Source organism: Planktothrix prolifica NIVA-CYA 540 (assembly GCF_963864145.1).
Classification (GTDB): domain Bacteria; phylum Cyanobacteriota; class Cyanobacteriia; order Cyanobacteriales; family Microcoleaceae; genus Planktothrix; species Planktothrix agardhii.
In genome coordinates, this window is sequence record NZ_CAWLTW010000001.1 from 723,997 (window position 1) to 750,743 (window position 26,747).

Here is a 26,747-nt window from a genome sequence, read left to right on the forward strand (position 1 = left end):
CTAACTGTTGTTGTCCTTAACTAACCCAATCCATTGTTCCAATGATATTACTGAGTTGTTTGTGGCTTTTCATTTCCCTCCAAATTTTTGACCAACCCGCGTCATGACTATATTCTGTAGTCGCTTGTTTTTGAGTTTCCATCCCTAACTCCTCCCATAAGCCCGTCTGAGTCGCCACTTGATTTAACAGATGCACTAAACGAAACGCGGAGTTTGGATGAAGTTTTCCGCACTGTTGGAATAGAGAATGTCCCCTCTGATGATCCACGCCTTGGGGCCGAATTAGGGGAACACCCGCCCGTTTGAGAGTTTCAATATAAACCGCAAAAGCCTGATCTTCGCAACTAAGATCAATCACTAGCTTAGGAATGTAATTGCTCGTTAGGCAATTTTGATATAACTCTGAAACCGTAGCCCTAACTTGCAAAAAACGGCGATCTTGTTGCCAAGCTAAACTGTTTTTTTGTTGAAGATCTTCTTCCTCATGGCTCATAAATACTAAAGGTTGGGATTGATTGGGGAATAGACGAGCAGCAATCTGCCAGAGGGCATAAGCGAGTGAGATTAACTTAGGATTGACTAAGAGGATCACCCGTTGCTGGTGTATCGGTGTTGATGTCCAAGATTGACGGATAGTTTTGGGTAAGTAACGCCAATAGGGAACCACTGCAACTTCAGCTTTGGATAGCAGATCTTGCTGTTGAAATAATACCACGAAACTACAGTGAACTAACGTCACTTGCTTAAACTCTCTCAACTCTTTTAATCGCTCTTTAAGGAGGTTTGAGTTGTTATTGCCGATGACATCCATTCTGATGTAAGTGGGAATTCTTCGCAACGCAGGAGCAACACTATTATTAAGTTCTCTGGGTAAATCCAACAACCAGAGTGCAATGACTTGCCGTTTGTGACAGAGTTCTTCTAAGCTCATGACGGAGTAGCACAGATCCAAGGGGGGAACGGTATCCGATGAGGTACTCCCATTGTCCAATCCCGACTCCCTCGCAGCTTGGGCCGATAACACCACCCGACCCGCGAGGTCGTATCCTTGAAACAGCCGACTTGATTGAGCATCTAGGGGCGTGTCTACATAATAAATTATATCTGCCAAATGCTTGAAATAGTCTATGGTTTGTAGGGTGTGGGTATATTCTAGGGTGTCAGCTTGGAAAAACCGAGGCGGGAAAACGATGACAATCAACGGACGTCCTTTCAACAGACGTAATGCCGTTTCAGTCATCGTCTGTTCCACCTGTTGCTGCATTTGCCGATAACTAGATCGAGTTGCGGCTGCTAACTCCAACCGTTGACTCCGAGAATAGGCGAGTTCTAAACAAGCATCCGCCATTTGTTCAAAGGTGTCACAAGTATGGTAGCGGTGATCAGCCGGAATTCCCTCAAAGGCATGACGATGGGCAACAATGGGCAAACCCGTTGCTAATGCTTCTGCGGCTTTGATTTTTAATCCTGTACTAAAACTTAAAGGAACTAAAACAACATCAATAGCTTGATAAAATTCTTCTATTCGTTCCACTCGCCCCATTAATTCTACTCCATGGGTTAGCTCAAACTCTTGTAGAGTTTCGCACAAACTCCCTGCTATTTTGATTTTAATCGGGGCTAAATCTCGCCGAAATTTGGCTAATGCCTGCTTCAAAAAACGTTGGACATTTTGGGTGTTAATACTATTCCCGACTCCCAAAATTCCTAAGACCAGATAATCTTCGTCGCCCGGAATTATTGCCCGTTTAATATTGAGACGGGGTTCTGTATGCAGCATAGTACAAACGGGTGTGGATGCAATTTTACGGAAAAATAAGGCTTCTTCATCTTTAATTGCCCAGACTAAATCTGCCCGTTTTAAGCCGATCGCTTCTTGCTCTTTAGTGGAATAGAAAAATTCAGGCGCAATGTCATGCTCGGCGAGTAATTGTCGCCTTCCGGTAAATTGATCATGGGTATCTAATATTCGGTAAACAAAACTAGGTGCAAATTCAAATGCTTTACTGAGATAGGTATAGTTAACGAGAAAGGCATCAAAATAATAGTGGGAAAATAACCATTTTAAGTAGTCACCAATGGCCTCATCCCACCATTCATCAATGCTATGATCTTGATAGATAGCAGGAGTTTGTAAGGGGCGAGTTGTTGGGACTAAATGAAAGGAGTCCCATTGTTGAGACATGGCTTGAATGGAAGTCAAAGGCAGATGATTCACCCAGTCTTGAGGATAGTGGAGAAAATGAATTTTGGCTCCGCGATCGCGTAATTGTTGGCAAACGGAATAAATTCGCTTACAATTCCCCTTAATAATTGGGTAAGTGGGTGTTGGGGATAACACTAAAATATCAGTTCCCTTTAGGATCAAATTACGGGGGTTCATAACGGTTATTTCTGAGTAAATTTCAATTTATTCTATGTCCTCGAATCCGGTCAGCATAAGTGTAGTTACAGCCGATAAAACGCTCAATTGTTGACGAAATTTATTCGGATCATCTGTATCATAAAATAGTCCTTTAATCGTGCGATAGCGAGGGGGTAAACCAAAGAAATACTCTAAAATAAAATTCCAATCTTTTTTAGCATCCGCAACTGTAACTTCTGGGTTCATCATATAATCAGAAACAGACTGCCATGCCACTCTTTGGCGAAACCAAGACTGCTTTAACCGTTTCTGTTCAACCAGGTGGTGAACTCTAGCTTCTGGAGCATAAATCGCTAATTTGCCATCTTGTTTAATTTGCTCTAACAAATGGGTTTCTTCATTACTTAATAAAACTGCTCCCCCTCCAGTGCGTCCTAATGTCACATCAAAGCCACCCCGATTCAAAATTTCTTCAGTCCGAAAGGCAATATTCGTTCCCGCAAACCACTCACGAGGTTTAGCAATTCGAGTTTCACCCCCCCAATCGACTACGGAAACATAACCTAAGAGTGAATCATCTAACCAAGAAGGTCGTTCTTCTGGCCAAAGGGGTTCCACGCTTCCCCCAACAACAGCTGCCTCTTGACCGAATAATTGAAAGGCTACCAAAATATGTTCTAGCCAATTGGGATCGGCAATGGCATCATCATCCATGTAAGCAATAAATTCCGTATTGCAAAGATGGGCGGCTACATTTCGAGCATTCGACAACCCCGGTTTGGGTTCAATTACATACTCTAAAAATGGTTGAGAATCATAGTGTTGTTTAACCTGTTCGGCATACTCTAAATCAGGGGAGTTATCGATTACAAGAATTCGATATAAATCAGAATTCAAAGTTTGTTGTTTTAGGCTATGGATGGCTTTTTCGAGCAAATCATAGCGGTTATAAGTACAAATGACAGCAGAAATTTTAGACATCGGTTTCAAGAGGATTCAAGGTGGATTCAGAAGAAAGATAATCACCGGGTAGAGTCGTAGTATGGCGTGTCTCTACTGGAGGGTGAATTAAAAGTTGGGAAAATGCCACACCCAGTAAACGATGATCTTCACTTTCTGGGTTAATTTCTGAATTTTTGACTATTTTAGGAACTAAAAAACTGATTTTGGTCGTTCTGAACTTGCCAGTACAGGATGGGATAATTCCTTGAAAATAAAAAATTCCATTAATTTTTTTCTGTTCTAATTCAATTTCCAACTCATCCACAAAACACCGGATTTTTTTTAAATTAACAGGAGCTAAAGCTGAAAATAAACGCAAAACCAATTCCCAGGGTTGCTCCCGTTTAATGACAACATCAAAATTAAAAAATTCTTCTGGCCCTGTCCATCGAAAGGGATTGCCTTTTTGATCATATTCCAGGTGATAAAATCCCTGCTCTGACTTGAGAGGAAAATCTGCTTCTATCGTAACTTTTTGAGTCGTTTCTGATAGACTTAACAATTCAGGCAATGGATAATCCAATAGATTTAATTTATGATCAACTAAATTGAGTTTTAATAGCAATTGATTGAATGCTAATTCCATTGTTGCTAACTCTTGAAGCAACCCCTCAAATAATCTATCTCCATAATCCTCTGATATTCTTTTTTTCAGAACATGAGCTTGTTTTTGAATTTGTTCGGGGCTAATGTCTAAAGAATTGAGCAAGGGTGAAATAAACTTTTTTTTCATAAAACCTCCTGTGTAAACCTCTTTTTTAGAGGATTTGTATATAATATCTGTACAAAGTGAAGATGAAGTAATCATCTCTACGACGTGATTTTCTGGATCAAATGAGCCAACTTTAATTTAACAAATTCAGGACAATAGGGGGCAATTGCCTGTTCAGTATTGGCTACCAGTTTTTCCCATAACGCTTGCTCTTGATACAAGCGCAAAATTTGTTCTGCTAATGTTTCTATTGTATCAGCAACTAAAACATTTTGTTCATTCACCAAATTCATACCTTCAATGCCAATTGAGGTAGAGACAACAGGCAAACCATATTCTAAACTTTGCCCAATTTTACCTTTCATTCCGGCTCCATACCGGAGCGGAGCTACAAATAACCGATGACTCAGAAAGTAGGGAGAAACATCTTGAACATATCCCGTGACTGTTACCCATTCATTGGCCAAATTCTGTACAATATCTGACGGTTCATTGCCCAAAATTGTTACAGGAATATTGGGATTTTTTCGCCAAACAAGGGGCATAATCTCTTGACAAAGCCAGAGAACAGCATCCACATTAGGGTCATGATTATAACTTCCAATAAATAAAATCCCCTCCCGTTCAGAAAAACTATTTTTTTTCTGAAAAATCAAGGGATGAATATTAGGAATAACTGCTACATTTGATACTCCTTGCTCTTGTAGTATTTCTTTTTCCGTCGCAGTTACGGTTACGGTTAAATCTGCCTCCATTGCTAGTTTTAACTCCATAGCCTGCATATTAATCCAGGCTTTAGCCTGTTGCACATCCTTTGTAGATGAAAGCTCCCAGGCTCGTTTCATTCTTAAGTAATGTAAATCAATCGTATCATAGATAATCTTGATTTTAGTATTATTCTGCAACAAATATTTATATTTTTCATTCAATTCAGGACGACAGACCCAAGCCAGATTAATCAAATCAATTCTCTCTTGGATTTGGGCTTCTATCGGATAACCATAACCCGATTGAGTGTATAAAACTTCTATTCCTAAATTTTCTAATTCTGAAGTATAGGGTTCAGCCTTAAACCCATTATCAGCAGCAAAAATAACATGATAGTTTAACTCCTTCAATAACTTCATGATATAAAATAATCGCCTTGATCCCGATTCCCGATCATGACAAGGCATATAACTATCAATTACCAAAATAACAGCTTGACCTAAATAGCGACGGCTGGCTCGTTCAAAAAATTCCGATCCTTGATTAATCGGATACTGAATGAGTGACTGATGCCACTTTTTTTTAAACTTTTCTTGATTAATCAATTGATACTGTTTTATGCCTTCATTAAGGGTCGTTCCCGAACTAATTCCTTCATAATGAATCACTTCGGATTTGGGCTGAACCATGACCTTTAGTCCTAACCATTCTCGAATCGCAAAACACAAATCCGTATCTTCATAATAGGCTGGAGAAAACTCTCGTTCAAAACCACCTAACGCCTGAAAAATCTTACACCTGACCATTAAACTTGCACCAGAACAATAATCTACAGGGCGGAGATAATTGTATTTTGGATTGTAAGGATTTTCGTTTCTGCCATAATTCCAGCCCTCCCCAGTATTCCAGATGATTCCTCCTGATTCCTGTAACGCTCCAGAGGGATAAATTAATTTAGAACCCACCGCACCAACTTGAGAATCAGTGACCAAAACTTCGATTAAATATTCAATTGCATTCGGACGAATTTCAGTGTCATTGTTCAAAAAATAGAGATATTCCCCTTGAGCAATAGCAGCCCCCTGATTACAAGATTGAATAAACCCTAGATTTTCGGGATTTTTAATTAAAATTAAACCTTCAATATTGGCTAAAATTTCTTGGGTTCTATCCGTCGAAGCATCGTTAACCACAATCACTTCTAAAGCTGTTTGGGGTTGAACATGAGCAGCTAAAGATCTTAAACATTGAAAGGTGTAGTCAATTTTATTGTAAACAGGAATAATGACAGAAACCGTTGGCTGATCACTGCGAGGAATAATCAGCCCACACTCTTGAATCATTGCTAACTGTCGTGTTTTATCCCCCTGAATTTCTACCATTTGTTGATAGTAAGTTACCGCCTCTTGCCACTGGTGTTTTTGAGCTAAAGCGTCACCTAAACATTTGTATAATTCGGTTTGGTTGGGTAGAGTTAAAAGGGCGGTTTGATAGAGAGAGATCGCCTCTTTTAACTGCTGTTGCTGACAAAATAATTCCCCTAACTGAAGATAAGCTTCCACACAATTTGGATAGCGTTTAATCGCCTGTTGATAACAACGAATGGCTAACTCTGGGTAATTTTGTTTTAAACATTCCTCACCTAAACTCAAATATTCTTCAGCCTTGTTCTCCAAGGAATGCTCTAAAGATTGCCATTGGGTCATTAAAGCCAATTCAGGCTTTTCCATCTGGTATTGTAGTTCAGCCAGTTTTTGATAGGCGGTGAGCAAACTGGGATTTAGGGTAATTGCCTGCTGATAGGCAGTGATCGCCCGTTGGGGTTGGTGTCTTGCCACCCAAGCATCCCCTAACCCCACATAGAGCATGACATCATCGGGTTGCAATTCTAACGCTTTTTCATAGCTTTCGATATCATTGGGATTCTGCTCAATTGCTTGACGGTAGTAGAGTAGAGCTAATTGCAAGCACTGTTTGATGTGTTGATGCAGTGTGCTTTTGAGTTTAGTGTCCATCTCTGGCAAATTCGCCTGAAGTTGTTGGGCTTGACGATAAGCCACCAGTGCCTTATCCCATTGCTTCAACTGCACCAACCCTTCCGCTAAATTGTAGTAAGACCAAACAAAATTAGGATCAAGCTCAATAGCGTGTTGATAGGCAGCAACGGATTCTTCCCACTGTTCCAACTTCCCGAATACATCTCCCAAATTGTGATAGGAAAGGGCAAAATCTGGGTTCAATTCAATGGCTCGACTGTACATTATCACCGCCTCTGACCAGCGTTCTAACGAGCGCAACGCATCCCCTAAATTATTATGCGACCAGGAAAAATCAGGATTGCATTGAATGGCTTGTTGATAGGCTTCTATGGCATCTTCCCATTTTTCTACCTTACTCAGAGCATCCCCTAATTCTTGATAAAATTCCCCCCGATGGGGTTCTAATTGTAATGCGTTTTGATAGGCTGCGATCGCTCCGAGCCAATCTCCTTGATAGGATAGAGCCTTAGCTAGACGATAATGAGCGTTCGTTGTTGATTCGGCTCGAATCCGAATTCGGCTGGGAGTGGATAAGGATTTAGGCTGTGGCTCGATCATCGTTTTAAGTGAGGGAAGTAATAGTTTCTAAAAGTAAAAATTTGATTAGATTTCCGTTGCCTTTCTATAGGCATCGATGGCGGCGTTAATCTCTCCGACCTGCCAGAGCGCATCCCCCAACTTCTGATATACGGGCTGTAATTGGGGGTCTAAGGCTAATACGTTTTGGTAATATTGGATGGCAAGATGCCATTGACCTTGACTCAACCCAATATCTCCCAAGGCTTCCTGAACGGAAACAAAATCAGGATTGAATTGAAGGGCAGTTTGATAAGATTGAATGGCATTGTCCCATTCTTCCTGTTCTGCATAGATATCTCCTAACAGGGCATAAATTTCTGAATTGTGGGGCTGAATTGTCAGAGCTTTTTGATAACACGCGATCGCTTCTTTCCAGTATTTTTCCTGAGCATAGATTTCTCCTAAACCCAGATAGGCTGCTCCCTGTTGCGGTTGTAGCTGAAGTGCCGTTTGATACCTCTGTTGGGCTTCCTCCCGTCTCCCCACCGCCATTAAAGCTTTTCCCCACAGTAGATAAACTGATGCCTCTTGAGGTTGGGAAGCCGCGATTTGTTCACATTGGAGGATACAGGGGAGGTATTGCTGTTGGTCAAATAATTTCTGAGCTTGCTGCACTAAGTCTGACTCGGCAACGGTGTAGGATACTGATACAGAGATTTTCTGTAGAGGTTGCTCCTGTTCTCCCCGGAGTAGTCCTCTGGTGGTATTCCCTTGAATTTGGGGTTGCCAAGAGAGAACCTCGCCAGCCATCAGAGAAAACAAGGGTTGGGACTCTCCTTGACCCTGATGATTTTGGCTATAAGCTAATGCTTGGGTGAGGGTTTGCATCGCCATCAATAGTCTAGGGTTCAACTCCATCCCCTGACGATAACAAGCAATTACCTCTTGCCAGCGTCCTTGCAGTCCTAATACTTTCCCTAAACTATTGTAGGTTTCAAAACTCGGATGTAATTCTATAGCCTGGTAATAGGCATCAATGGCGGCTTCTAACTGACCTTGGGCAACTAAGACTTCTCCTAAATTATGATAAGCAGTGGCATTATTTGGATCGCATTCTAAGGCATGACGATAACAGGTTGTTGCGGGTTTAAGTAAACCTTTTTGCCAGAGTAAATGACCTAATGCTAAATGATCCGTTGCCCGAAAAGCTGTCGGTTCTATATTAAACCCTTGATACCAATATTCAATGGCTTGGTCTTGATCTCCTAATTGCTGGAATACTTCACCTAAATGGCGATAGGCTATGGCTAAATTCGGGTTAAAAGCGATCGCTTTTTGATAGGCTGTCAGTGCCGATTTCCAGTCTTGACGTTTGGCGTATAAATTTCCTAAATTTGTATAGGCAATAGCATCTTGGGGATTTAGTTGTAACAATTTTTGATAGGTTTGTAACGCTTCTTCTAATTGATTAGATTGATACAAAGCTTTTGCCATCAACGAATAGGCTTCTAGCTTTGTCTGTAAAAATAATTCTGAATTTTTGCTTGAAGATATGGCATTCTGAAAACAAGCGATCGCTTCGGTGCTTTTCCCCTGTTCTAATAAGGTTTTTCCTAATTCTAAATGCTCTGTTGCTCCTGCCTGTTCCGGCTGTAACCGATAACTATGATACCAGCACTCCGTCGCTTCATCCGGGCGATTTAATTTTGTTAAAACCTTAGCTAAATTGCGATAAAGTTTATCACAATTAGGTTTATATTTTAACGCTAATTGATAATATTTAACCGCTAAGTCCCATTGTTGTTTTCTAGCATACAAACTCCCTAAATTTCCTAAAGGTTCCGGGGATTCGGGTTGTAACTGAATTGCGGTTTTATAGGAGTTGTGAGCTTGTTCAAACTTCCCTTGAAGTTGTAGCACGTTGCCTAAAATCGTGTAGGCTTCCCCACAATTAACATCAGTTTCCAATACCTTTTGACAGGCTAAAATCGCGGACTCAAAGTGGTTTTGAGCTAAATGATTTTTAGCCTCTTGCAACCTATTGGCTAAGGTTGTGACCTGATCAACAGAAGATGGCATAATTATTCTGGGTTTACCAGAGGAATTATAAGATTTACCCTTATCTTTAAGAATATCACAAACTTGCAGCAATCTTTGTAAAGATTTCAGATTAATTTGTATATCTTCAAACAGTGGCGTAGGATACATCAGTTGTTGCAAAAAAGCACATTCCAAAGATTCCCCCTGGATAGAATAGTGTTGGAGTCCTAACTGCTGACTAATTTGCCAATAATAAGGGCGCAGATAATGGGGAGAAACTAACTCAATCACAACGGTATGGGGTTGACAAAAAACTAAATTAGTTAGTCCGGCTCCATGGGGTGCAATAATAACTTCAACCTGGGAAAATAAATTAGCCTGTTCTTGAACAGTTAGGGTTTCCAAATCTACAGAAACAAATCCCCATGAACTCAAATAGTCTAAAATTTCCGGTTCGTTCAAAAGTCGCCGATATCGGGCTTGATTACGACTAATATAAATTCGGGGGGAATAGGTTTTTATTGGTGGAGAAATATCGGTTAAAAACAGACTTCGCAGAAAGTTGATCGTATGGGGGACAACCCACCCGACAGAAGCAGGATAGGAAGGAACAATTAAACTGGATGCTTGGAGATAGGAAACTTGATCAGTTTCTATAATTTTATGGTGAGGAATTCCAATTTTTTCTAAGGTTTCTCGTTGAAAGTTTTGTTGGGTAGAATTAATTAAAAACCAATCTATGGAATCTAAATCAATCCCATTTTCTGGTAATATTTTAATTCTTGGTAAAATATCAACTAGCCAGTGAAAATAGACATTTCCCGACAGTCCTGATAAAACAGCAACTCGCCCTTCAATGATTTTTAAGGGGGGAATTTCTGCTAGGGAAAAAATCTGATGTTGACTCCAATCATAATTTTTACAGTTGGGTAACGGTGTGGGATAAAATCGAGATAATTCGGGAATTAATTCCTTGTCTTTGTTGAAAATAGCGATCGCATTACACACATTCCACCAACTGATTTTAGGGGCGACCCAAACCCGTCCTTGAGGAATAATTGTTACGGTAGTTTCGGTTAATTTATCTGGTAAATCATCCAAGGGAAAATACTGTTCTATTCCTAATCCTAAATGCTGGGGTCGAAAGTATTGGCGGAGTTTTTTTAAACAGGGTTGACAATCTAATCCTTGACATTTAGGCTGTGATAAATCTGGATTTTGCAGAGAAATTGGGAGTGTCAAATTTTCCCTATCTTTGACTAAAATAAATTTTAATTTACCTTGTTCGACTTGTTGCTGTTTCTCTAAAACTTGACTAACTTTTTGGTAAAAATCAGGATTCTGCGGGTGTTGTCCTAAAGCTTGATGATATTGTAAAGCTGCGTCATTAAAACGCCATTGTTTGGCTAAAGAATCTCCCCAATGAATATAAGTTTCAGCTAATTTAGGATCAATATCAACTGCTAGTTGATAATAACGTTCTGCACTTTGATAATTGCGATATTCAACAAAAGCATTCCCTAAATATAAATAGGTTTGAGCTAAATATTTTTTAACTTGATTAATATCAGGGTTTTGCTGTTGTAATGTTCGCAAAAATTGACCACAAGCCACCGTAGCTTGATCGATAATATCTTCCGTATTAAACTGTTCTGTCCATTCACAATAGGCGGTGATCCAGGGTTGTTCTAATGCTACAATTTTTTGCAGATAAATAGTAGCTTCGGGATAGTTTTTCTGGGCGAGAAGGGCGATCGCACATTGACTATAAAGTGAAACAGAGTCTGGTTGGATTTTTAAGCCTTGCTGAAAGTATTGTAGGGCGACAGCAAATAAGTTTTGTTGATAAAATACTTGACCTAAATTTTGATAGGCTTTAACTAAATTTGGTTCTAATTTAATTGCTTTTAAATAATGGGCGATCGCCTCATCTAAATTACCATTTTTTAAACAAGCCTGACCTAAGTTATTATAAAGTTCTGCTTGATCTGGATTGAGATTAATCCCCTGTGTAAAAACTTCAATGGCTTGGGAATATTCCCCTATTTCCAACCACAAACATCCTAAATTATTATAAGCGCGAATAAGTTCAGGCGCAAGAATAACTGTTTTTTGATATGTCTTGATAGCTTTTTCAATTAAACCTTGTTTCTGATAAACAACACCCAAATTATAATAGGCTTCGGCATAATTATCGGCTTGTAAAATAGCTTGTTTGTAGCAGCTAACTGCCCCCGATAAGTTCTGTTGTTGTTCAAAAATAATCCCTAAATTATAATAAACTTCCGGCCAGTTAGGACGAATTTTAAGAGCCTGCTGATAAGATAAAATAGCCTGATCAAGTTGTCCTTGATTTTGGTAAAATAAGGCCTTATCAGCTAATTTTCTTGCTTCAGAATCTGACATTTGCATGAAGTTACCAAGACTGTAAAAATCCGAGAAAAGCACATTTATTTTTAGATTTTGAGGGTACTAACTATTCGAGTTCTAAATCAAATCAAAATTATCATTACCTAATGTTAAATTTTTACCCATATCTAACATAGGAGTTGTAATCCCTTGTTTGTCAATATAGTAGAGTAAACCACTTTCTGGGTCGTAGATTAAATTAGCATCCCCCGCATCCGCAGCATTTCCAGAGAAGTTAGCAATGGTTTGGAATTCTCTTTCGGCTAAAGCACCTGGTACACCCGGAGCTAATGCGGAGAAATCCGTGGAATTTAGGGCAATTACATCTTCTGAAACATTAAAATCAGTTAATGTATCTTGGCCTAACTGATCGATAGCTCCTTCGTAAACAAAGGTATCATTTCCCTTACCACCCGTTAGGAGATCATTCCCCGCACCGCCAATCAGGGTATCCTCACCTTGACCACCAAACAGAAGATCATCATCCAATCCTCCGGTCATGGAGTCGTCCCCTTCTCCAGCAGAAAGGATATCTTTCCCTAGTCCACCGTCAAGAGTATCATTGCCTTGATCACCAAAGAGCAGGTCATCTCCTTCTCCGCCAACCATGGTATCGTCACCACTTCCACCATAAAGGGTATCCTTACCTTTGCCACCAAACAGAAGATCATCATCCAATCCTCCGGTTAGGGAGTCGTCTCCTTCTCCACCATAGAGAGTATCCTTCCCTGGCCCACCGTCAAGAGTATCATTGCCTTGATCACCAAAGAGCAGGTCATCTCCTTCTCCGCCAACAATGGTATCGTCACCACTTCCACCATAAAGGTTATCATTTCCAGCCCCTCCATCCAGGGCATCCTTTCCTTTGCCGCCATAGATAATATCGTTACCCTCTTCCCCAAAGATCTTATCATCTCCTTCGTCGCTGGAGATCAGGTCACCGCCTTTTCCACCACTAACTAGGTCATTTCCTTTGCCAGCATAAATGTTATCACTCCCCTTACCACCGAGGAGAATGTCATCTCCCTTTAAACCCAGGATGATGTCATTGCTATCACCCCCATCAATAGCATCAGCTTGATTGCCACCCGTGGCAAAATCATTGGCGGTACTGCCTACAAATACATTGCCCTGGTTTAGTGAACCGATAATCTCTAACCCCCCATCATCCCTCTGAAACTGGCTGACTGGAGGAGTTTGGTTATCTTGAATTTTTTGGGACAAATCAGCCAAGATTGACTGATTGGTGGCTACCACTGGAAATATAAAATTTGACATAAATTTATTTGAGATGCAAAGCCCTATTTTGTAACTATAACCATTTTTTTTTGCTTTGTCTTCAGTATACATCTAAATATAATCCCATTGAACATCGACTTTTTCCTCATCTAACTCGAGCTTGTCAAGGAGTGATTTTTACCAGTCTCGGTTTGGTCAAAACTCTCATGGAAAAAACTCGCACTAATACAGGGCTATCTGTCGTTGTTAATGTCGTTGATCAAGTCTATCAAACGGGTCGAAAGGTAACTGATAATTTCAAAAAAACTCTAAAAATTATTTTTGATGAACATTTACCCAAATGGAACTATCGAGCCGTACCTCAACTCACTCATTAATCCATTTATTGATTTTTCATTCCTAACTGGGATTGAATCTTGCCAGTGTCGTAAAGCTAGTATTCAAAGAAATCATATTGCTTGTGCCCTTTTAGTTTGGAATCAATTGAAAAGATTAGCTCATCTGACAAAGAAAACAGTCTATCAGTTAAAAGCTGAATCTTTGTCCAGTTATTTAATCAAAGAACTGAATTGTCCTTCGATAAAAATGGAACTTGTTTGATTCTTTTGGGTTTATTTTTAAATAAATAATCAGGACTTTTTAGGGTGATTGCTATTATCATTGGTATGCGATCGCCTACTTTTAGTACGCTATATATAGCGTGCTTGCGTAAGTCCTGACCGAGATTGCTGTGTAGGGGCGAGGTGCGTCTCACCCCTAGGATGAATTTGATTTCTAATCAGATTATTAGTCTCTTATTTTCTCAGACCAAACGCGAGTTGGTAAACCCCAAACATAAATGAAACCTTCCGCCGCTTTATGATCAAAAACGTCTTCGGAGCCATAGGTTGCTAAGTCCAAACTATAGAGGGAATTGGCAGATTTCCGGCCGACAATTGTGGCATTTCCCTTAAATAATTTGACTCGGACAACACCCGAAACCCGTTCCTGAGTTTGTTGAATAAAGGCATCCAAAGCCGCTTTTAACGGACTATACCAGAGGCCATTATAAACCAACTGGCTATAGGTTTCTTCAATGCCCCGTTTATAACGAGTCACATCGGCGGTTAAGGTTAAACTTTCTAAATCTCGGTGAGCATTAATTAACACAATCATCGCCGGAGATTCATAAATTTCCCTTGATTTAATCCCGACTAAACGGTTTTCAATCATGTCCAGGCGTCCAACCCCATGATTTCCGGCAATTTCATTTAATTTTCCAATTAATTGAACACCATCCATTGCCTTACCATTTAAACTCACCGGAACTCCAGTTTCAAAGCCAATTTCAATATATTCAGGTTCGTTAGGAGTCTCAGAAATCGGTTTAGTCATCGCATAGACTTCTTCCAGGGGCTCCGTCCAAGGATCTTCTAAGGGCCCAGCTTCAATCGCAATTCCTAACAAATTTCTATCTAAACTGTAGGGAGAGGATTTTTTCACCGGGGAAGCAATGCCGAATTTTTCCCCGTAGGCAATGGTTTCTTCCCGACTCATGCCCCATTCCCGGGCGGGGGCCAGAATTTTTATTTTCGGGTTGAGCGCACCAATGGAGACGTCAAACCGCACTTGGTCGTTACCTTTTCCGGTACAACCGTGAGCAATAGCATCGGCTCCGTATTTTTCGGCCACTTCCACTAAGGTTTTGGCAATTAACGGACGGGCTAAGGCCGTGGCCAGGGGATAACGGTTTTCGTACAAAGCATTGGCTTGAATGGCCGGAAACGCATAGTCTTTGACAAATCTATCTTGGACATTAATTACCAGGGACTCGACGGCGCCAGAGTCCAAGGCTTTTTGTTGAACAGGCCCTAATTCATCCCCTTGTCCCAAGTCTACGGCCAGGGTAATTACTTCTTTGACGCCAAACTCATTTTTCAAGTAGGGGATACAAACGGAGGTATCCACCCCACCTGAATAAGCAAGCACAACTTTTTCAGCGCGACCCATGATTAATATTTCTCCTCAAGTAACCAAATGTTACATTATCTCGCCTTTCATGCCCTTTTGATGTCAGGAATTCTATATATTTGAGTTGGGGCCACTTTCAGGGGGAGGGGACTGGATTTTTTTCGGGTAAGTAGTTAATAATAATAGTGATTTAAGTTTCAGGTTAGAAAAACTGTGTTTTTAAGTATTGTCATTCCTACCTATAATCGTTTACCGATTTTACAAAAGTGTTTAAAAGCCTTAGAACAGCAACAATATGATCATACTATTACTAACTATGAGGTAGTTTTAGTTGATGATGGTTCAACGGATGGAACCTTAAATTGGTTAGAGGAAAATAAGTTAGATTTTCCCCATGTTCAGCTATTTTGTCAATCCCATCAAGGGCCAGCCGCGGCGAGAAATTTAGGGATAGAAAAGGCTTTGGGAGAAACTATTATTTTTATTGATAGTGATTTAGTGGTGACAGAAACGTTTTTACAATCCCATGCTAATAGTTTAGTTGAGGGATATCAAACTTCAGATCAAGTTTTTACCTATGGTCGGGTAATTAATACTTGTAATTTTGAAGATCCAACTTCTGAACCTTATAAAATTACTGATTTTTCGGCGGCTTATTTTGCTACCGGAAATGTAGCGATCGCTCGTCATTGGTTAATAGAAGCCGGGTTATTTGATCCTCAATTTCAACAATATGGCTGGGAAGATTTAGAATTAGGAGTTAGGTTAAAAAAATTAGGTTTAAAGTTAATTAAATGCCCCGATGCTGTGGGTTATCATTGGCATCCGGCGTTTGATTTGGAACAATTACCGAAATTAATAGATCGAGAAATTCAACGGGGGAGAATGGGAGTTTTATTTTATCAAAAACATCCCTCTTTTGAAGTTAAAATGATGATTCAAATGACAATATTACATAAAATATTATGGGGTTTATTATCTTTGGGAGGGCGTTTAAACGAACGGACAATGGCAGGGTTTTTACAATATTTAATTAATCAAGGAAAATCACAATTAGCTTTAGAAATTGCTCGAATATTTCTAAATTGGTATAATGTTAAAGCGGTTTATTTGGCTTATAATGAGTTAAAATAGAGCGAGATACAAACTATAGCAATCCTAAATAGGTTATAGCATTTTATCGTAGGGGGTTGGGTCTTCCAACCCTCTTTGCGCCTGGGTTTGGATACTTTATAAACTTGATTCTGAATCTGGAGCAATTTCTAAACCTGGTATTTGTCGAATTTGTTGGTGTTCTGTAATTAAATCCGATAGGGAATCAATATTAACTCCAATTCTACGACAAGCGGTTTGCAGTGCGTCCATAAATTTGTCTACATCATCCCCATAACCCGATAGTTTGGCTGCATTTGCAACGCCTTGTTTAGCATTAGCTTTCGCACAATCAATTAATTCTAGGTCTGTCAGGGGTTTTGATTTACTCATTATGTTATGATAACATTATTAATACAGTTAATCTATTATACCTTAACTACCTAAATTTTAAGTATAAATATAGCAATAGCCAATAAAGTCTTATTACCCATTACCCATTACCCATTACCTATTACCTATCACGGATTTAAACGGATTACACAGATTAACGCAGATTAAAATCCGTGAAATCCGTGAAATCCTCTTAAATCCGTGATCCCTATTCCCTATTCCCTCCTATAACAGCATCTTCAAATTTATATCCCACCCCGGTAACAGTTTTAATAAAAGTGGGATGGGAGGGGTCAAGTTCAATTTTTTTACGCAGTCTAGCGACATGGGTATCCACAACCCTTTCATCGCCAAAAAAGTCATCTCCCCAAAGTTTATCTATTAGTTGGGTACGACTCCAAACCCGACCCGGATAACTCAGAAAAGTTGATAATAAATTAAATTCTAAAGTGGTTAAATCCAGGATTTCTGTATTCCCTGACTCTAATTGATAGCTGGCAATTCTTTGGTCTAAATCGACTAAAAAATGCGCGGTTTGATAAACTTGATTCGGTTGACTTCCTTGGCGCAAACTCCGTCTTAATAATGCTCTAACTCTAGCAACTAATTCTCTAGGACTAAAGGGTTTAACAAAATAATCATCCGCGCCAGTAGATAAACCAATAATCCGATCTAGTTCTTCACCTTTTGCGGTTAACATTAAAATATAGGGGTCTTTTTGCCCGGGTTTTTGACGAATTCTAGCACAGACTTCTAAGCCATCTAACCCCGGAATCATTAAATCTAAAATAATTAAATCCGGTTGTAATTCTTGAAATTTTTGTAAAGCGGCTAAACCATTATTAGAAATTTGGCAAGAAAATCCTTCCGCTTCTAAGGTATGCTGAATTAAACGGGCAATTTCTGGTTCATCCTCAACAATTAAAATATCCATAAATTAAAATTAAATGCCAATTTGTTCAGGACATTCCAGATGCAAATTGCGATCGCTAAAGGGTGCATCCACGAAATCACAATGATGGGGGCGATCGCTATTCGGATAACGATCAGCCTGAAAAAAGCGACAGGTGACACACATTTTTGAGATCGGAATTTGACCAGCCTCTTGCAACTTCAGAATCATTTTAATCAATCCCCGCAAGAAAACCGTCTGCTCAAGTTCAGAGAATTATATCAGAAAACAATAAAAAATAATACCGCCCTCCATTACAATTAAAGGGCAAGGCTTTAAACCCAAAATCCCTGGTAAATCCCAGATTAGTTAAGACTCCTAATCAATATCTTCTTCCTCCAAGCCCTGTCAACCCCTGCTAGAATAAGGAGTCTAAGGACAAAATTATGTTGTTAGGAAAATGAAAAGATAAAAATCCATAATTTTGAGGTTTAAAAAATGATTTTTGTTAAATTTAAAATTCCATTATTTTATAAATTTATTTTAACTTCATTGATAGGAGTTATCATCAGTATATTAATGATTAAACCTGCCTTCACACAACAACCTGTTACCCTTAAAGTTTTAGTTCAAGCCTTAGAATCAACCCAATGGCAACCGATTATTAATAGTTTCCATCAAACCCATCCAAAAATTCGTTTAGAAGTGGTTAAAGCCCCGAATAATAGTAATCTGGTTGAAGATTTATATACCTCTGCCTATTTACTCGGAGATTCTCCCTATGATTTAGTCTATATGGATGTGGTTTGGGTACAAAAATTTGCCGCAGCAGGATGGTTAGAAGATTTAACCAAAAAAGTTGATCCTCAGAAATTAACTGATTATATTCAGGGCGATGTTCAAGGGGGAAAATATCAAAATAAACTGTATCGAATGCCCTTTAGAACAGATGTTGGAATGTTATATTATCGAACGGATTTATTAGAAAAAGCCGGATTAAAACCCCCTAAAACCTTTCAAGATTTACTCACCACTTCCCAAACCCTTCAAGACCAAAATTTAGCTCGATGGGGTTATGTTTGGCAAGGGAAACAATATGAAGGATTAGCCGCCATGTTCACTGAAATTTTACAGGGATATGGGGGATTTTGGGTGAATCCTGAAACCCAAGCCATCGGATTAGATGCACCTGAAAGTATAGAAGCAGTTAAATTTTTACGACAAACGATTAAACAAGGTATTTCTCCCCCGGGAGTCACCACCTATGCAGAAGAAGAAACTCGCCGATTATTTGAAAGTGGAAATACGGTTTTTTTAAGAAATTGGCCCTACGTTTATGCCTTAGCTTCTAACTCTCCTATTGCGGGAAAATATGGGATTCAACCTATGGTTCATTTACCCGGAAAACAAAGCGGTGCTTGTTTAGGAGGGTGGGGATTTGGGATTTCTAAAAGTTCTAAAAATCAACGGGAAGCATGGCAAGTGATTGAATATTTTAATCAACCGGATATTCAGCGACAATATTTTTTAGAAACGGGCTATGTTCCCTCTCGAAAATCCCTATTTACCGATGATACTTTAGTCACCAAATATAACTATTTACCCGACCTCTTACAAGGGGCTGAAAATGCGGTTTTACGTCCTCCCATCCCCCAATATGCCCAAGTTTCGGATATTCTCCAACGCTATTTGAGTGCGGCATTAACCGGGAGTAAAACCCCGGAAGCAGCCATGAAAGAGGCAGCCAGGGAAACTCGAACTTTATTAAACATTAATGAGTGAATTTTGAGCATGAATACTAACTCTTTAGAAAAACAAGAAAAACGAACCGGATGGCTGTTAATTTTACCCGCTTTGTTCATCATTGCCTTAGTGTTTATTTACCCAATTTTAAGGGCTTTTTCATTAAGTGTATTCACCCAAAATTTAGGAACTCAATTACAACCCATTTTTTCAGGATTGAATAATTATCAACGCATCTTAGCGGATGGTCGATTTTGGCAAACCTTATGGAATACAACGGTTTTTACCAGTATTTCTATTATCTTAGAATTAATCTTGGGTTTATTCATTGCTTTAATTCTGAATCAAAGTTTTAAAGGTCGAGGTTTTGTCAGAACCACAGCTTTAATTCCTTGGGCCTTACCTACGGCGGTCATGGGGTTAGCTTGGGCTTGGATTTTTAATGACCAATATGGTGTGGTGAATGATATTTTACAGCGTCTTAATATTATTAATAGTCCCATGACTTGGTTAGGAGAACCCAGTCGAGCCATGTTTGCTTTGATTATTGCCGATGTTTGGAAAACCACCCCTTTTATTGCTATTATTTTACTAGCCGGACTGCAATCTGTTTCCCAGGATTTGTATGAAGCTCATGCTATGGATGGGGCAAACTCAATTCAAAGTTTTTATCAAATCACAATTCCTTTAATTACCCCTCAAATTATTATTGCCTTATTGTTTAGATTTGCTCAAGCCTTTGGGATTTTTGATTTAGTTCAAGTCATGACTGGAGGGGGGCCAGCAGGGGCAACGGAAACCGTTTCTGTTTATATTTATGCCACCATTAGAAGGTATCTGGATTTTGGTTATGGGGCGGCTTTAGTGGTCGTCACCTTTTTATTATTAATTGTTGCGGTTTGTATTGCTGCTTTTTTCCTGTCCAAATTGCGTGTTAATATTATTGGAGATCAATAAATGGCAAATTTTAATCCCTCAAATTCCGTTAGTTTTATCCCTCGAAAAAAGATTTTACTCACCCTGGGAATAATCTCCACAGTTTTATTTTGTTTGGCTCCAGTTTTCTGGCAATTACTCACTTCTTTTAAAACTAATGCGGCGATTTCAACGGTTCCTAATATTTATTTTCCCAGTTTAGAACAACTGACTTTTCAACATTATCTCAGCTTGGGAAGTCAATTTCTGAGATATATTTTCAATAGTGCTTTTGTCTCTATCATTTCAACTTTATTATGCTTAACCCTTGGCGCTCCGGCTGCCTATGCCCTGACTCGATTAAAGCTACCTGGAGAAAATTTAATTTTGGTACTGATTTTAATTATAACATTATTTCCCTATATTTTGTTATTTATGGGGTTATTAGAATTAGTTAAATTTTTTCAGATTGGAAATAATTATTTAGCATTAATTATCCCCTATACAGCAATTAATTTACCCTTAACCATTTTAATTTTAAGAACTTTTTTCCAACAATTGCCTAAAGATTTAGAAGATTCTGCCAAAATTGACGGCTACAATACCCTATCTATGCTATTAAATATTGTTTTACCCTTAACCCTTCCTGCCTTAGTCACCACGGGTATATTAACCTTTATTTTCGCCTGGAATGAATTTATTTTTGCCCTAACCTTTATTACCCGAGAAGATTTATATACCATTCCCGTGGCCGTCGCTCAACTGGGGGGTGCTTCTTTATTAGAAATTCCCTATGGGCCAATGGCGGCTGCAACTTTAGCCGGAACTTTTCCTTTAATCATTTTAGTCTTGATTTTTCAACGGCGAATTGTTCAAGGCATTACCGCAGGAGCCGTCAAAGGTTAACAATAATTTTAACAATTAATGGAGATCATTAACCATGGCAAAACTCGAAATTATCAATTTAAAAAAGCAATTTTCCCCCCAAGTCATTCCAGTAAAAGATATTACCCTAGAGGTCAATGATGGGGAATTTCTCACCCTATTAGGCCCTTCGGGTTGTGGAAAATCAACCTTATTAAGAATGATTGCAGGACTCGACCAACCCACCGAGGGAAAAGTTATTTTAGGCCATCGAGATGTTACCACCCTTCCCCCCGGTCAACGGAATATTGCCATGGTATTTCAAAGTTATGCCCTGTACCCCCATTTAACGGTTTTTGATAATATTTCAACGGCTTTAAAATTAAGAAAAATTCCTATTTCTGAGATTGAAACCCGGGTTAATGATGTCGCTCATCGCTTAGATATTAAACATTTATTACTCAGAAAACCTGCTCAACTGTCCGGGGGGCAACGTCAACGGGTTGCTTTAGGACGAGCTTTAGTCAGAAATCCCGAAGTTTTTTTATTAGATGAACCCTTAAGTAATTTAGATGCTCTATTACGAGAACAGGTAAGAGCCGATTTAAAACAGTTATTTAATTCTCAACAAAAACCCGTTGTTTATGTTACCCATGACCAAACCGAAGCCCTAACTTTATCGAGTAAAATTGCTGTACTTCATCAAGGTTATTTACAACAATTAGCCTCTCCTTCAGAGATTTATAATGCTCCGGCTAATCAATTTGTTGCGGGTTTTGTGGGAAGTCCTCAGATGAATTTAATTCGCTTAAATTGTCGCGAAAATTATGGGATTTTAGGAGAATTTCAAATTCCCTTACCTGAGTTGAAAACCCAACCTTCTCAAATTATCTTAGGAATTCGCCCCGAAGATATTTATTTAGAAAATCGGGAAGATTCTGTGAATTTAGAAGGTAAAATTTTTTTAGTGGAAGATTTAGGAAAAGAAAAACTGTTGAATGTGAGAATCACCCAATCCCATGAAACAATCCGTTTTTTGGTTCCCGCACAGCAAACTTGGGAAGGTGAAACTATCAAGTTGAGTTTATCGCCCCAACGGATACACTGGTTTGACTCGGAATCGGGCGATCGCTTATCCTAAAATTATCTTAAAAAATAATCCCGAAATCTGTTAAAATTATAAAACCTTTAATCTGAAATTAATCCCAACCACGACAATGCAAGAATTTTTTCAAAACGTTTCTCGTTATCCCCGTTATTTTATTACCTTTACTTTAGGAATTTTCTTTTTCCTATTTGAACGTCTAAAACCCCTCTTAAATCGTCCCGTAACTGCAACTGCATTAATAATTTTATTATTAAGTGTTTTTGCATTTACCTTTTTTACCTTAAAGGCAATGTTAGGATTAAACCCAGTTTAAAAAAAAGTAATTTTAAAAAAGGGAGGATGATTTTAACCTTCCCTTTTTGGCTGTGAATTTAAACTAACTGGTTTCTTGCAATTCATCCAAACGTGCTAACACTTCCTGACTATGAATAGCAGGATTAACCCCTAAAAATATTTCCCTTAAAATTCCATCAGGATCAATAATAAAAGTATGACGCATTGATATAAAATTAATCCATGAGCCATAGGATTTACTTACTTTTCCGTCAACATCAGCCAGTAAGGGAAATTTTAAACCTTCTGAATCACAAAACTCAGCATGGGATTGAATATCATCGGCACTAATCCCTAAAATTTTAGTATTTTTAGCTAAATATTTTGGTAAATCCTGTTGAAAACGACGAGCTTCTAAAGTACATCCAGAAGTAAAATCTTTAGGATAAAAATAGAGAATAACCCATTGTCCTTGATAATCGGATAAAGAAATTTTTCCCTCTCCACTATTAGTTGGTAAGGTGAAATTAGGGGCGGGTTGATTCAATGGTGGCAATTTTCCCCCTAACGCCCAAGCGGGCGCAGTGAGTTTGAAGCTAAACACAGCTAAACCCAGAGATAAGAGGAAACTTAGAAAGAAACGACGGGACATGATTATGAAGGATAATTACAACTTTTGATCCAGTTTACCCAATCTTAGGAATAACAGGAACTTAAATTTGAGGTTGGGTGTCCTAATATTGGCAATATCTGATTCTAATTGCAATCTTTATTGTAAAATATAAAGAGCAAATTAGGTTAATTATACCTCATTTCATACAATCTAACCCACTATTTTATTATGGCTGATCTACCCAACTTAACCAGTGCTGCTACCGTGATTATGGTAGTTGAAGGACTACCAATTACGATTCAAGTTGATGGTGCAAATGCTCCGATAACGGCTGGAAATTTCGTTGATTTAGTTGAACGAAATGTTTATGATAACACCCTATTTCATCGCGTTGTTATTGACCCCACGCCCTTTGTTGCTCAGGGTGGCGACCCCCAAAGTAAAGATCCTAATGTGGCTGCAAATTTGTTAGGAAGTGGAGGTTTTATTGACCCTGCTACGGGTAAAGTTAGAAATATTCCCTTAGAAATTAAACCCAAAGGTGCTACAGAACCTATCTATAGCAAAACCTTTAAAGAAGCAGGAATTACCGTTCCTCCGGTGTTAAGTAATGTCGTCGGTTCCATTGCCATGGCGCGGTCTTCGGGAACCGATACGGCTTCATCCCAATTCTATTTTAATTTAGCAGATAATTCCACAAACTTAGACGGAAATTATGCGGTTTTTGGCACAGTAACTCAAGGCTTTGATGTCGTCAATCAAATTCGAGTAGGTAATCAAATTTGGGATGCAGCCGTTGTCGATGGAATTATTCCCAGTCGGGTTTCTGGAATTATTTCAGATGCGAATATCTTGAATGGATTTATTAATACCATAAATCGTGCTAGTTTGCCTTTAAGTTATGCCTATCCTCGTAATTTAGATGCAGATAATGTCATAACCATGACTCCTGATATTACCCTAAATAATCATCGGGGACTATTAGCTGGAGGCGGTAATGATTTGGTTACTGGTTCGACAGGAAATGATGTAATTAATGGAAATGCTGGCAATGATTCTCTGGATGGAAATGATGGCAATGATTATATTTTTGGAGGAAAAGATAATGATATTATTACAGGGGGACAAGGCAATGATATTTTAAATGGAAATCGAGGGAGTGATACCATTTTTGGAGGTGCTGGTTCAGACTTTATTCGAGGTGGACAAGGCAATGATAGTTTAAATGGCAATAATGGTAATGATTTCCTAATCGGAGATTTAGGAACAGATACTTTAACCGGAGGAGGAGGGACTGATATTTTCATGTTGCGAGGGGATGAAGCCGCTACGGTTTCTGATATCAATTTAGCTGATATTATTACGGATTTTAAGGTTTCAGAAGGCGATAAAATTCATATCCTTGATACAATTCCTCTGGCTAATTTAAGTTTTACCTCCTCTGGGAATGACACCGTAATTAAGATTACAAATTCAGGAATTTTAGGAATTGTTAAAAACGTCCAACCTAGTGTTGTCCAAACAGCCACGGTCATCACATCACCCACGGATTTAGCCTTAACCATTGGTTAATTTTTTTTGAATGTTGTTGCGCTTTAGCGCTCTTAATAGAGGTGCTAAAGCACAACAACGAAATTTTTATAGAATGTTGTTGTGCTTTAGCGCTCTTAATAGAGGTGCTAAAGCACAACAACGAAATTTTTTTTGAATGTTGTTGCGCTTTAGTGCTCTTAATAGAGGTGCTAAAGCACAACAACGAAATTTTTTATAGAATGTTGTTGCGCTTTAGCGCTCTTAATAGAGGTGCTAAAGCACAACAACGAAATTTTTTATAGAATGTTGTTGCGCTTTAGCGCTCTTAATAGTGGTGCTAAAGCACAACAACGAAATTTTTATAGAATGTTGTTGTGCTTTAGCGCTCTTAATAGTGGTGCTAAAGCACAACAACGAAATTTTTATTAGAATGTTGTTGCGCTTTAGCGCTCTTAATAGTGGTGCTAAAGCACAACAACGAAATTTTTATAGAATGTTGTTGTGCTTTAGCGCTCTTAATAGTGGTGCTAAAGCACAACAACGAAATTTTTATAGAATGTTGTTGCGCTTTAGCGCTCTTAATAGTGGTGCTAAAGCACAACAACGAAATTATAACCCCCTAATTATCCGATTCTGTTTGATCAAAACTAGGAGTTAATGGTCGGTTTTGACTATCTCCAAATCCCGAAGCATTTCCTATCGCAATAATGAATAAAAATAATGCAACGATTAACCATCCTAATGTCCCCCAATCAGGAGGTTTTGGGGGCGGTGGCGGGGGTTTATCCAGAGGCGGTTTAGGTTTTGGTGCATCGCTTTGAGACATAAAATCAACCTACAAAATTAGTGTTTATAAATTCTTTGTGTCTTTGTGTCTTTGTAGTTAAACAAAGACTAAAATATATTATTTTAACGGTAATGTTTTCACCGTCAAAACTTGAGGAGGAGAAGCATCAGGAGGATAGAGAAAATCAACTTTAACGGATCGAGTTTCTTGAGGTTTCAATATTAATTGTACTAATGATTCCCCCTGTTGACCGCGTTTTTGAACTAAATGAATATAGCGAATTTGGGATTTTCCCTGATCATCTCCAAAACTCAATCTAACAGTTCCTCGGAAGAAAACTTGAGGGGCTGGAGGATCAAAAAACCTTAATCCAGATTGGGATAATTTTTCTTCTTTGATGGGAGTTTGTAAGGTTAAAATAACTTTTTGGGGTTGATTTGTGGGATTATAAAGTGGTAAAATTAAGTTATATTCTATCCCATAATTGCCATGGGCTTGATAGGCGGTATCGGGATATCTAACCACTAAAGGAGCGCTTTGAATTTGATTGGTTCCTAACTGTCCTCTAGGTAAGGTTGCAATCGGATAAGAAAATGCTTTTTCCGGTTCAGGAATAGTTAAAATAGAACTATTTGGATCAACAATATTAGCATTCCAACGGGAACCTAATGCCACTCCAGCCACTCGCCCATAGATGATTTGCTCAGAATTATTATTAGGAGGTGTGGGGGTACGATCTCTAGGTGTAACTAACATTCCTTGCTGTAATAATTGTTCCCATTCTGTTAATGTCGGTGCAATTTCTGTTTTATTTTGTTGCACCGTTGCATACTTAGCTAAACTAGCAATATAAACCGCGCCATCACTCTCTAAACGCATTAAGGTAGACCGACCATTTAAAGGAGGTTCTAAATTTTTAACCGGAATTGGAGCATTTAATAAAAGACGACTACTTTGGGGGGGAATAATAATTTTTTTAACAAATTCAGGCTGTCTTTTTCCCCGTAAAATATCATTCATTACCCGACTTCCTGGCCCAGCAAAAATATTACCTGCGGAATTATCTAAAATAGCATCAAGGGGAATAAAAGGCGCATCAGGTTGACTTAAATAACTGGCTGCTTCTAAAATATTAATAGTAACGGGTTGATTACCTGGATTATAGGCTAATATTCCTAAATAAAGGGTTCTTAAATCATTTTCTTGGGGAGGTTTAGCAATGTGGTGGGCAAAAATATCAAATTTGCCTTGAAAGGGAAAATTTAAGTGGGCTTCTGGCTGTTTTTTATTGGTTTTTGGAAAAGTAGAAAGTAAAATTCCTTCGTTTAAAATCAGTTCGGGACTGTTACTATTAAATACCGGAATTTTATCCAATTGTCCTGGTAGGGGTCGCACCTGCTGCGGTTGCACAATTTCATTCACCGGAGGGGTGGCTTGGGCCAATAAGGTTAAACTCACAAATAAAGGTAGGATCATCCTTGATATCAGATGTAATGGTTTTGAGCATATACAAAACAATATCCTACCTTTCTCAATAGAAATGTAGGATAC

Annotated in this window: 21 protein-coding genes and 1 pseudogene; 9 read left to right on the forward strand and 13 right to left on the reverse strand. The window is 38.8% G+C overall.

All coding sequences use genetic code 11. From position 1 onward, the window contains the following. Positions 1 to 16: 16 nt before the first annotated feature. The 6 genes from AC559H_RS03335 to AC559H_RS03360 all read right to left on the reverse strand — a co-directional run bounded on the left by AC559H_RS03335 (position 17) and on the right by AC559H_RS03360 (position 13,072). Positions 17 to 2,383 (reverse strand): glycosyltransferase, encoded by a 2,367-nt coding sequence (locus tag AC559H_RS03335; RefSeq protein ID WP_026793728.1) that lies wholly within the window; start codon positions 2,381 to 2,383, stop codon positions 17 to 19. 27 nt (positions 2,384 to 2,410) lie between these two features. Continuing rightward, the gene (locus AC559H_RS03340; protein WP_051319896.1) at positions 2,411 to 3,346 is read right to left on the reverse strand and encodes a glycosyltransferase family 2 protein; all 936 of its coding nucleotides are present in this window, start codon (positions 3,344 to 3,346) and stop codon (positions 2,411 to 2,413) included. Beyond that, complete coding sequence (locus AC559H_RS03345; RefSeq protein WP_026793729.1) at positions 3,339 to 4,100, reverse strand: hypothetical protein; 762 nt, start codon at positions 4,098 to 4,100, stop codon at positions 3,339 to 3,341. The genes AC559H_RS03340 and AC559H_RS03345 overlap by 8 nt, the downstream gene beginning before the upstream one ends. 77 nt (positions 4,101 to 4,177) lie before the next feature. Further along, a complete protein-coding gene (locus tag AC559H_RS03350) occupies positions 4,178 to 7,384 on the reverse strand; it encodes a tetratricopeptide repeat protein (RefSeq protein WP_081694750.1) in 3,207 nt (1,068 codons plus the stop codon). A 45-nt stretch (positions 7,385 to 7,429) separates the two neighbouring features. After that, positions 7,430 to 11,791, reverse strand: a complete 4,362-nt coding sequence (locus tag AC559H_RS03355; protein WP_158442059.1) for a tetratricopeptide repeat protein — start codon at positions 11,789 to 11,791, stop codon at positions 7,430 to 7,432. A gap of 81 nt (positions 11,792 to 11,872) precedes the next feature. Beyond that, positions 11,873 to 13,072: a calcium-binding protein gene (locus tag AC559H_RS03360; protein WP_051319446.1), complete on the reverse strand. Its 1,200-nt coding sequence runs from the start codon at positions 13,070 to 13,072 to the stop codon at positions 11,873 to 11,875. A 50-nt stretch (positions 13,073 to 13,122) separates the two neighbouring features. Here AC559H_RS03360 and AC559H_RS03365 point away from each other — a divergent pair, with 50 nt between their 5' ends. Both AC559H_RS03365 and AC559H_RS03370 read left to right on the forward strand, forming a co-directional pair. Further along, the gene (locus AC559H_RS03365; protein WP_237745536.1) at positions 13,123 to 13,410 is read left to right on the forward strand and encodes an ISAzo13-like element transposase-related protein; all 288 of its coding nucleotides are present in this window, start codon (positions 13,123 to 13,125) and stop codon (positions 13,408 to 13,410) included. A 22-nt stretch (positions 13,411 to 13,432) separates the two neighbouring features. Next, positions 13,433 to 13,633: pseudogene (locus AC559H_RS03370) on the forward strand (IS701-like element ISPlag1 family transposase); the annotation flags it as partial. Between the two features lie 186 nt (positions 13,634 to 13,819). On the opposite strand, the gene AC559H_RS03375 reads toward AC559H_RS03370, so the two are convergent. Next, complete coding sequence (locus AC559H_RS03375) at positions 13,820 to 15,022, reverse strand: argininosuccinate synthase (RefSeq protein WP_026793731.1); 1,203 nt, start codon at positions 15,020 to 15,022, stop codon at positions 13,820 to 13,822. Positions 15,023 to 15,196: 174 nt separating this feature from the next. On the opposite strand from AC559H_RS03375, the gene AC559H_RS03380 reads away from it, so the two are divergent. Next, positions 15,197 to 16,117 carry a glycosyltransferase family 2 protein gene (locus AC559H_RS03380; protein WP_026793732.1) on the forward strand — a complete coding sequence of 307 codons (921 nt, stop codon included), beginning with the start codon at positions 15,197 to 15,199 and terminating at the stop codon, positions 16,115 to 16,117. A 96-nt stretch (positions 16,118 to 16,213) separates the two neighbouring features. Here the strand turns inward: AC559H_RS03380 and AC559H_RS03385 are convergent, their stop codons facing one another. From AC559H_RS03385 to AC559H_RS03395, 3 genes are all read right to left on the reverse strand, one after another. Further along, positions 16,214 to 16,468: a hypothetical protein gene (locus AC559H_RS03385; protein ID WP_026793733.1), complete on the reverse strand. Its 255-nt coding sequence runs from the start codon at positions 16,466 to 16,468 to the stop codon at positions 16,214 to 16,216. Between the two features lie 208 nt (positions 16,469 to 16,676). After that, entirely contained in the window at positions 16,677 to 17,402 is a 726-nt protein-coding gene (locus AC559H_RS03390) for a response regulator transcription factor (RefSeq protein WP_026793734.1), read from the reverse strand. A 9-nt stretch (positions 17,403 to 17,411) separates the two neighbouring features. Continuing rightward, positions 17,412 to 17,591: a hypothetical protein gene (locus tag AC559H_RS03395; RefSeq protein WP_026793735.1), complete on the reverse strand. Its 180-nt coding sequence runs from the start codon at positions 17,589 to 17,591 to the stop codon at positions 17,412 to 17,414. Positions 17,592 to 17,858: 267 nt separating this feature from the next. Between AC559H_RS03395 and AC559H_RS03400 the strand changes: the two genes are divergently transcribed. The 5 genes from AC559H_RS03400 to AC559H_RS03420 all read left to right on the forward strand — a co-directional run bounded on the left by AC559H_RS03400 (position 17,859) and on the right by AC559H_RS03420 (position 22,303). Continuing rightward, a complete protein-coding gene (locus AC559H_RS03400) occupies positions 17,859 to 19,142 on the forward strand; it encodes an ABC transporter substrate-binding protein (protein WP_026793736.1) in 1,284 nt (427 codons plus the stop codon). Positions 19,143 to 19,151: 9 nt separating this feature from the next. Further along, positions 19,152 to 20,060, forward strand: coding sequence for a carbohydrate ABC transporter permease (locus tag AC559H_RS03405; RefSeq protein ID WP_026793737.1), 909 nt, complete (start codon positions 19,152 to 19,154; stop codon positions 20,058 to 20,060). Continuing rightward, the gene (locus tag AC559H_RS03410) at positions 20,061 to 20,924 is read left to right on the forward strand and encodes a carbohydrate ABC transporter permease (RefSeq protein WP_026787087.1); all 864 of its coding nucleotides are present in this window, start codon (positions 20,061 to 20,063) and stop codon (positions 20,922 to 20,924) included. It abuts the gene before it with no gap. Positions 20,925 to 20,958: 34 nt separating this feature from the next. Further along, positions 20,959 to 22,023, forward strand: coding sequence for an ABC transporter ATP-binding protein (locus AC559H_RS03415; RefSeq protein ID WP_026793738.1), 1,065 nt, complete (start codon positions 20,959 to 20,961; stop codon positions 22,021 to 22,023). 76 nt (positions 22,024 to 22,099) lie between these two features. After that, complete coding sequence (locus AC559H_RS03420) at positions 22,100 to 22,303, forward strand: DUF751 family protein (protein ID WP_026787086.1); 204 nt, start codon at positions 22,100 to 22,102, stop codon at positions 22,301 to 22,303. A 63-nt stretch (positions 22,304 to 22,366) separates the two neighbouring features. On the opposite strand, the gene AC559H_RS03425 is transcribed toward AC559H_RS03420, so the two are convergent. Beyond that, entirely contained in the window at positions 22,367 to 22,915 is a 549-nt protein-coding gene (locus AC559H_RS03425) for a peroxiredoxin (protein WP_026787085.1), read from the reverse strand. 189 nt (positions 22,916 to 23,104) lie between these two features. Between AC559H_RS03425 and AC559H_RS03430 the strand changes: the two genes are divergently transcribed. Beyond that, positions 23,105 to 24,448, forward strand: a complete 1,344-nt coding sequence (locus AC559H_RS03430) for a peptidylprolyl isomerase (RefSeq protein WP_026787084.1) — start codon at positions 23,105 to 23,107, stop codon at positions 24,446 to 24,448. Between the two features lie 580 nt (positions 24,449 to 25,028). Here the strand turns inward: AC559H_RS03430 and AC559H_RS03435 are convergent. Beyond that, positions 25,029 to 25,235, reverse strand: coding sequence for a hypothetical protein (locus AC559H_RS03435; protein ID WP_026787083.1), 207 nt, complete (start codon positions 25,233 to 25,235; stop codon positions 25,029 to 25,031). A gap of 78 nt (positions 25,236 to 25,313) precedes the next feature. After that, the gene (locus AC559H_RS03440) at positions 25,314 to 26,669 is read right to left on the reverse strand and encodes a DUF3370 domain-containing protein (protein ID WP_026793739.1); all 1,356 of its coding nucleotides are present in this window, start codon (positions 26,667 to 26,669) and stop codon (positions 25,314 to 25,316) included. Between the last annotated feature and the right edge of the window lie 78 nt (positions 26,670 to 26,747).

What these genes read in the sequence shown, in the direction of transcription:
- AC559H_RS03335 (WP_026793728.1), bottom strand. Translation starts at nt 2,383, where the DNA reads ATGAACCCCCGTAATTTGATCCTAAAGGGAACTGATATTTTAGTGTTA.
- AC559H_RS03340 (WP_051319896.1), bottom strand. Translation starts at nt 3,346, where the DNA reads ATGTCTAAAATTTCTGCTGTCATTTGTACTTATAACCGCTATGATTTG.
- AC559H_RS03345 (WP_026793729.1), bottom strand. Translation starts at nt 4,100, where the DNA reads ATGAAAAAAAAGTTTATTTCACCCTTGCTCAATTCTTTAGACATTAGC.
- AC559H_RS03350 (WP_081694750.1), bottom strand. Translation starts at nt 7,384, where the DNA reads ATGATCGAGCCACAGCCTAAATCCTTATCCACTCCCAGCCGAATTCGG.
- AC559H_RS03355 (WP_158442059.1), bottom strand. Translation starts at nt 11,791, where the DNA reads ATGTCAGATTCTGAAGCAAGAAAATTAGCTGATAAGGCCTTATTTTAC.
- AC559H_RS03360 (WP_051319446.1), bottom strand. Translation starts at nt 13,072, where the DNA reads ATGTCAAATTTTATATTTCCAGTGGTAGCCACCAATCAGTCAATCTTG.
- AC559H_RS03375 (WP_026793731.1), bottom strand. Translation starts at nt 15,022, where the DNA reads ATGGGTCGCGCTGAAAAAGTTGTGCTTGCTTATTCAGGTGGGGTGGAT.
- AC559H_RS03385 (WP_026793733.1), bottom strand. Translation starts at nt 16,468, where the DNA reads ATGAGTAAATCAAAACCCCTGACAGACCTAGAATTAATTGATTGTGCG.
- AC559H_RS03390 (WP_026793734.1), bottom strand. Translation starts at nt 17,402, where the DNA reads ATGGATATTTTAATTGTTGAGGATGAACCAGAAATTGCCCGTTTAATT.
- AC559H_RS03395 (WP_026793735.1), bottom strand. Translation starts at nt 17,591, where the DNA reads ATGATTCTGAAGTTGCAAGAGGCTGGTCAAATTCCGATCTCAAAAATG.
- AC559H_RS03400 (WP_026793736.1), top strand. Translation starts at nt 17,859, where the DNA reads ATGATTTTTGTTAAATTTAAAATTCCATTATTTTATAAATTTATTTTA.
- AC559H_RS03405 (WP_026793737.1), top strand. Translation starts at nt 19,152, where the DNA reads ATGAATACTAACTCTTTAGAAAAACAAGAAAAACGAACCGGATGGCTG.
- AC559H_RS03410 (WP_026787087.1), top strand. Translation starts at nt 20,061, where the DNA reads ATGGCAAATTTTAATCCCTCAAATTCCGTTAGTTTTATCCCTCGAAAA.
- AC559H_RS03415 (WP_026793738.1), top strand. Translation starts at nt 20,959, where the DNA reads ATGGCAAAACTCGAAATTATCAATTTAAAAAAGCAATTTTCCCCCCAA.
- AC559H_RS03420 (WP_026787086.1), top strand. Translation starts at nt 22,100, where the DNA reads ATGCAAGAATTTTTTCAAAACGTTTCTCGTTATCCCCGTTATTTTATT.
- AC559H_RS03425 (WP_026787085.1), bottom strand. Translation starts at nt 22,915, where the DNA reads ATGTCCCGTCGTTTCTTTCTAAGTTTCCTCTTATCTCTGGGTTTAGCT.
- AC559H_RS03430 (WP_026787084.1), top strand. Translation starts at nt 23,105, where the DNA reads ATGGCTGATCTACCCAACTTAACCAGTGCTGCTACCGTGATTATGGTA.
- AC559H_RS03435 (WP_026787083.1), bottom strand. Translation starts at nt 25,235, where the DNA reads ATGTCTCAAAGCGATGCACCAAAACCTAAACCGCCTCTGGATAAACCC.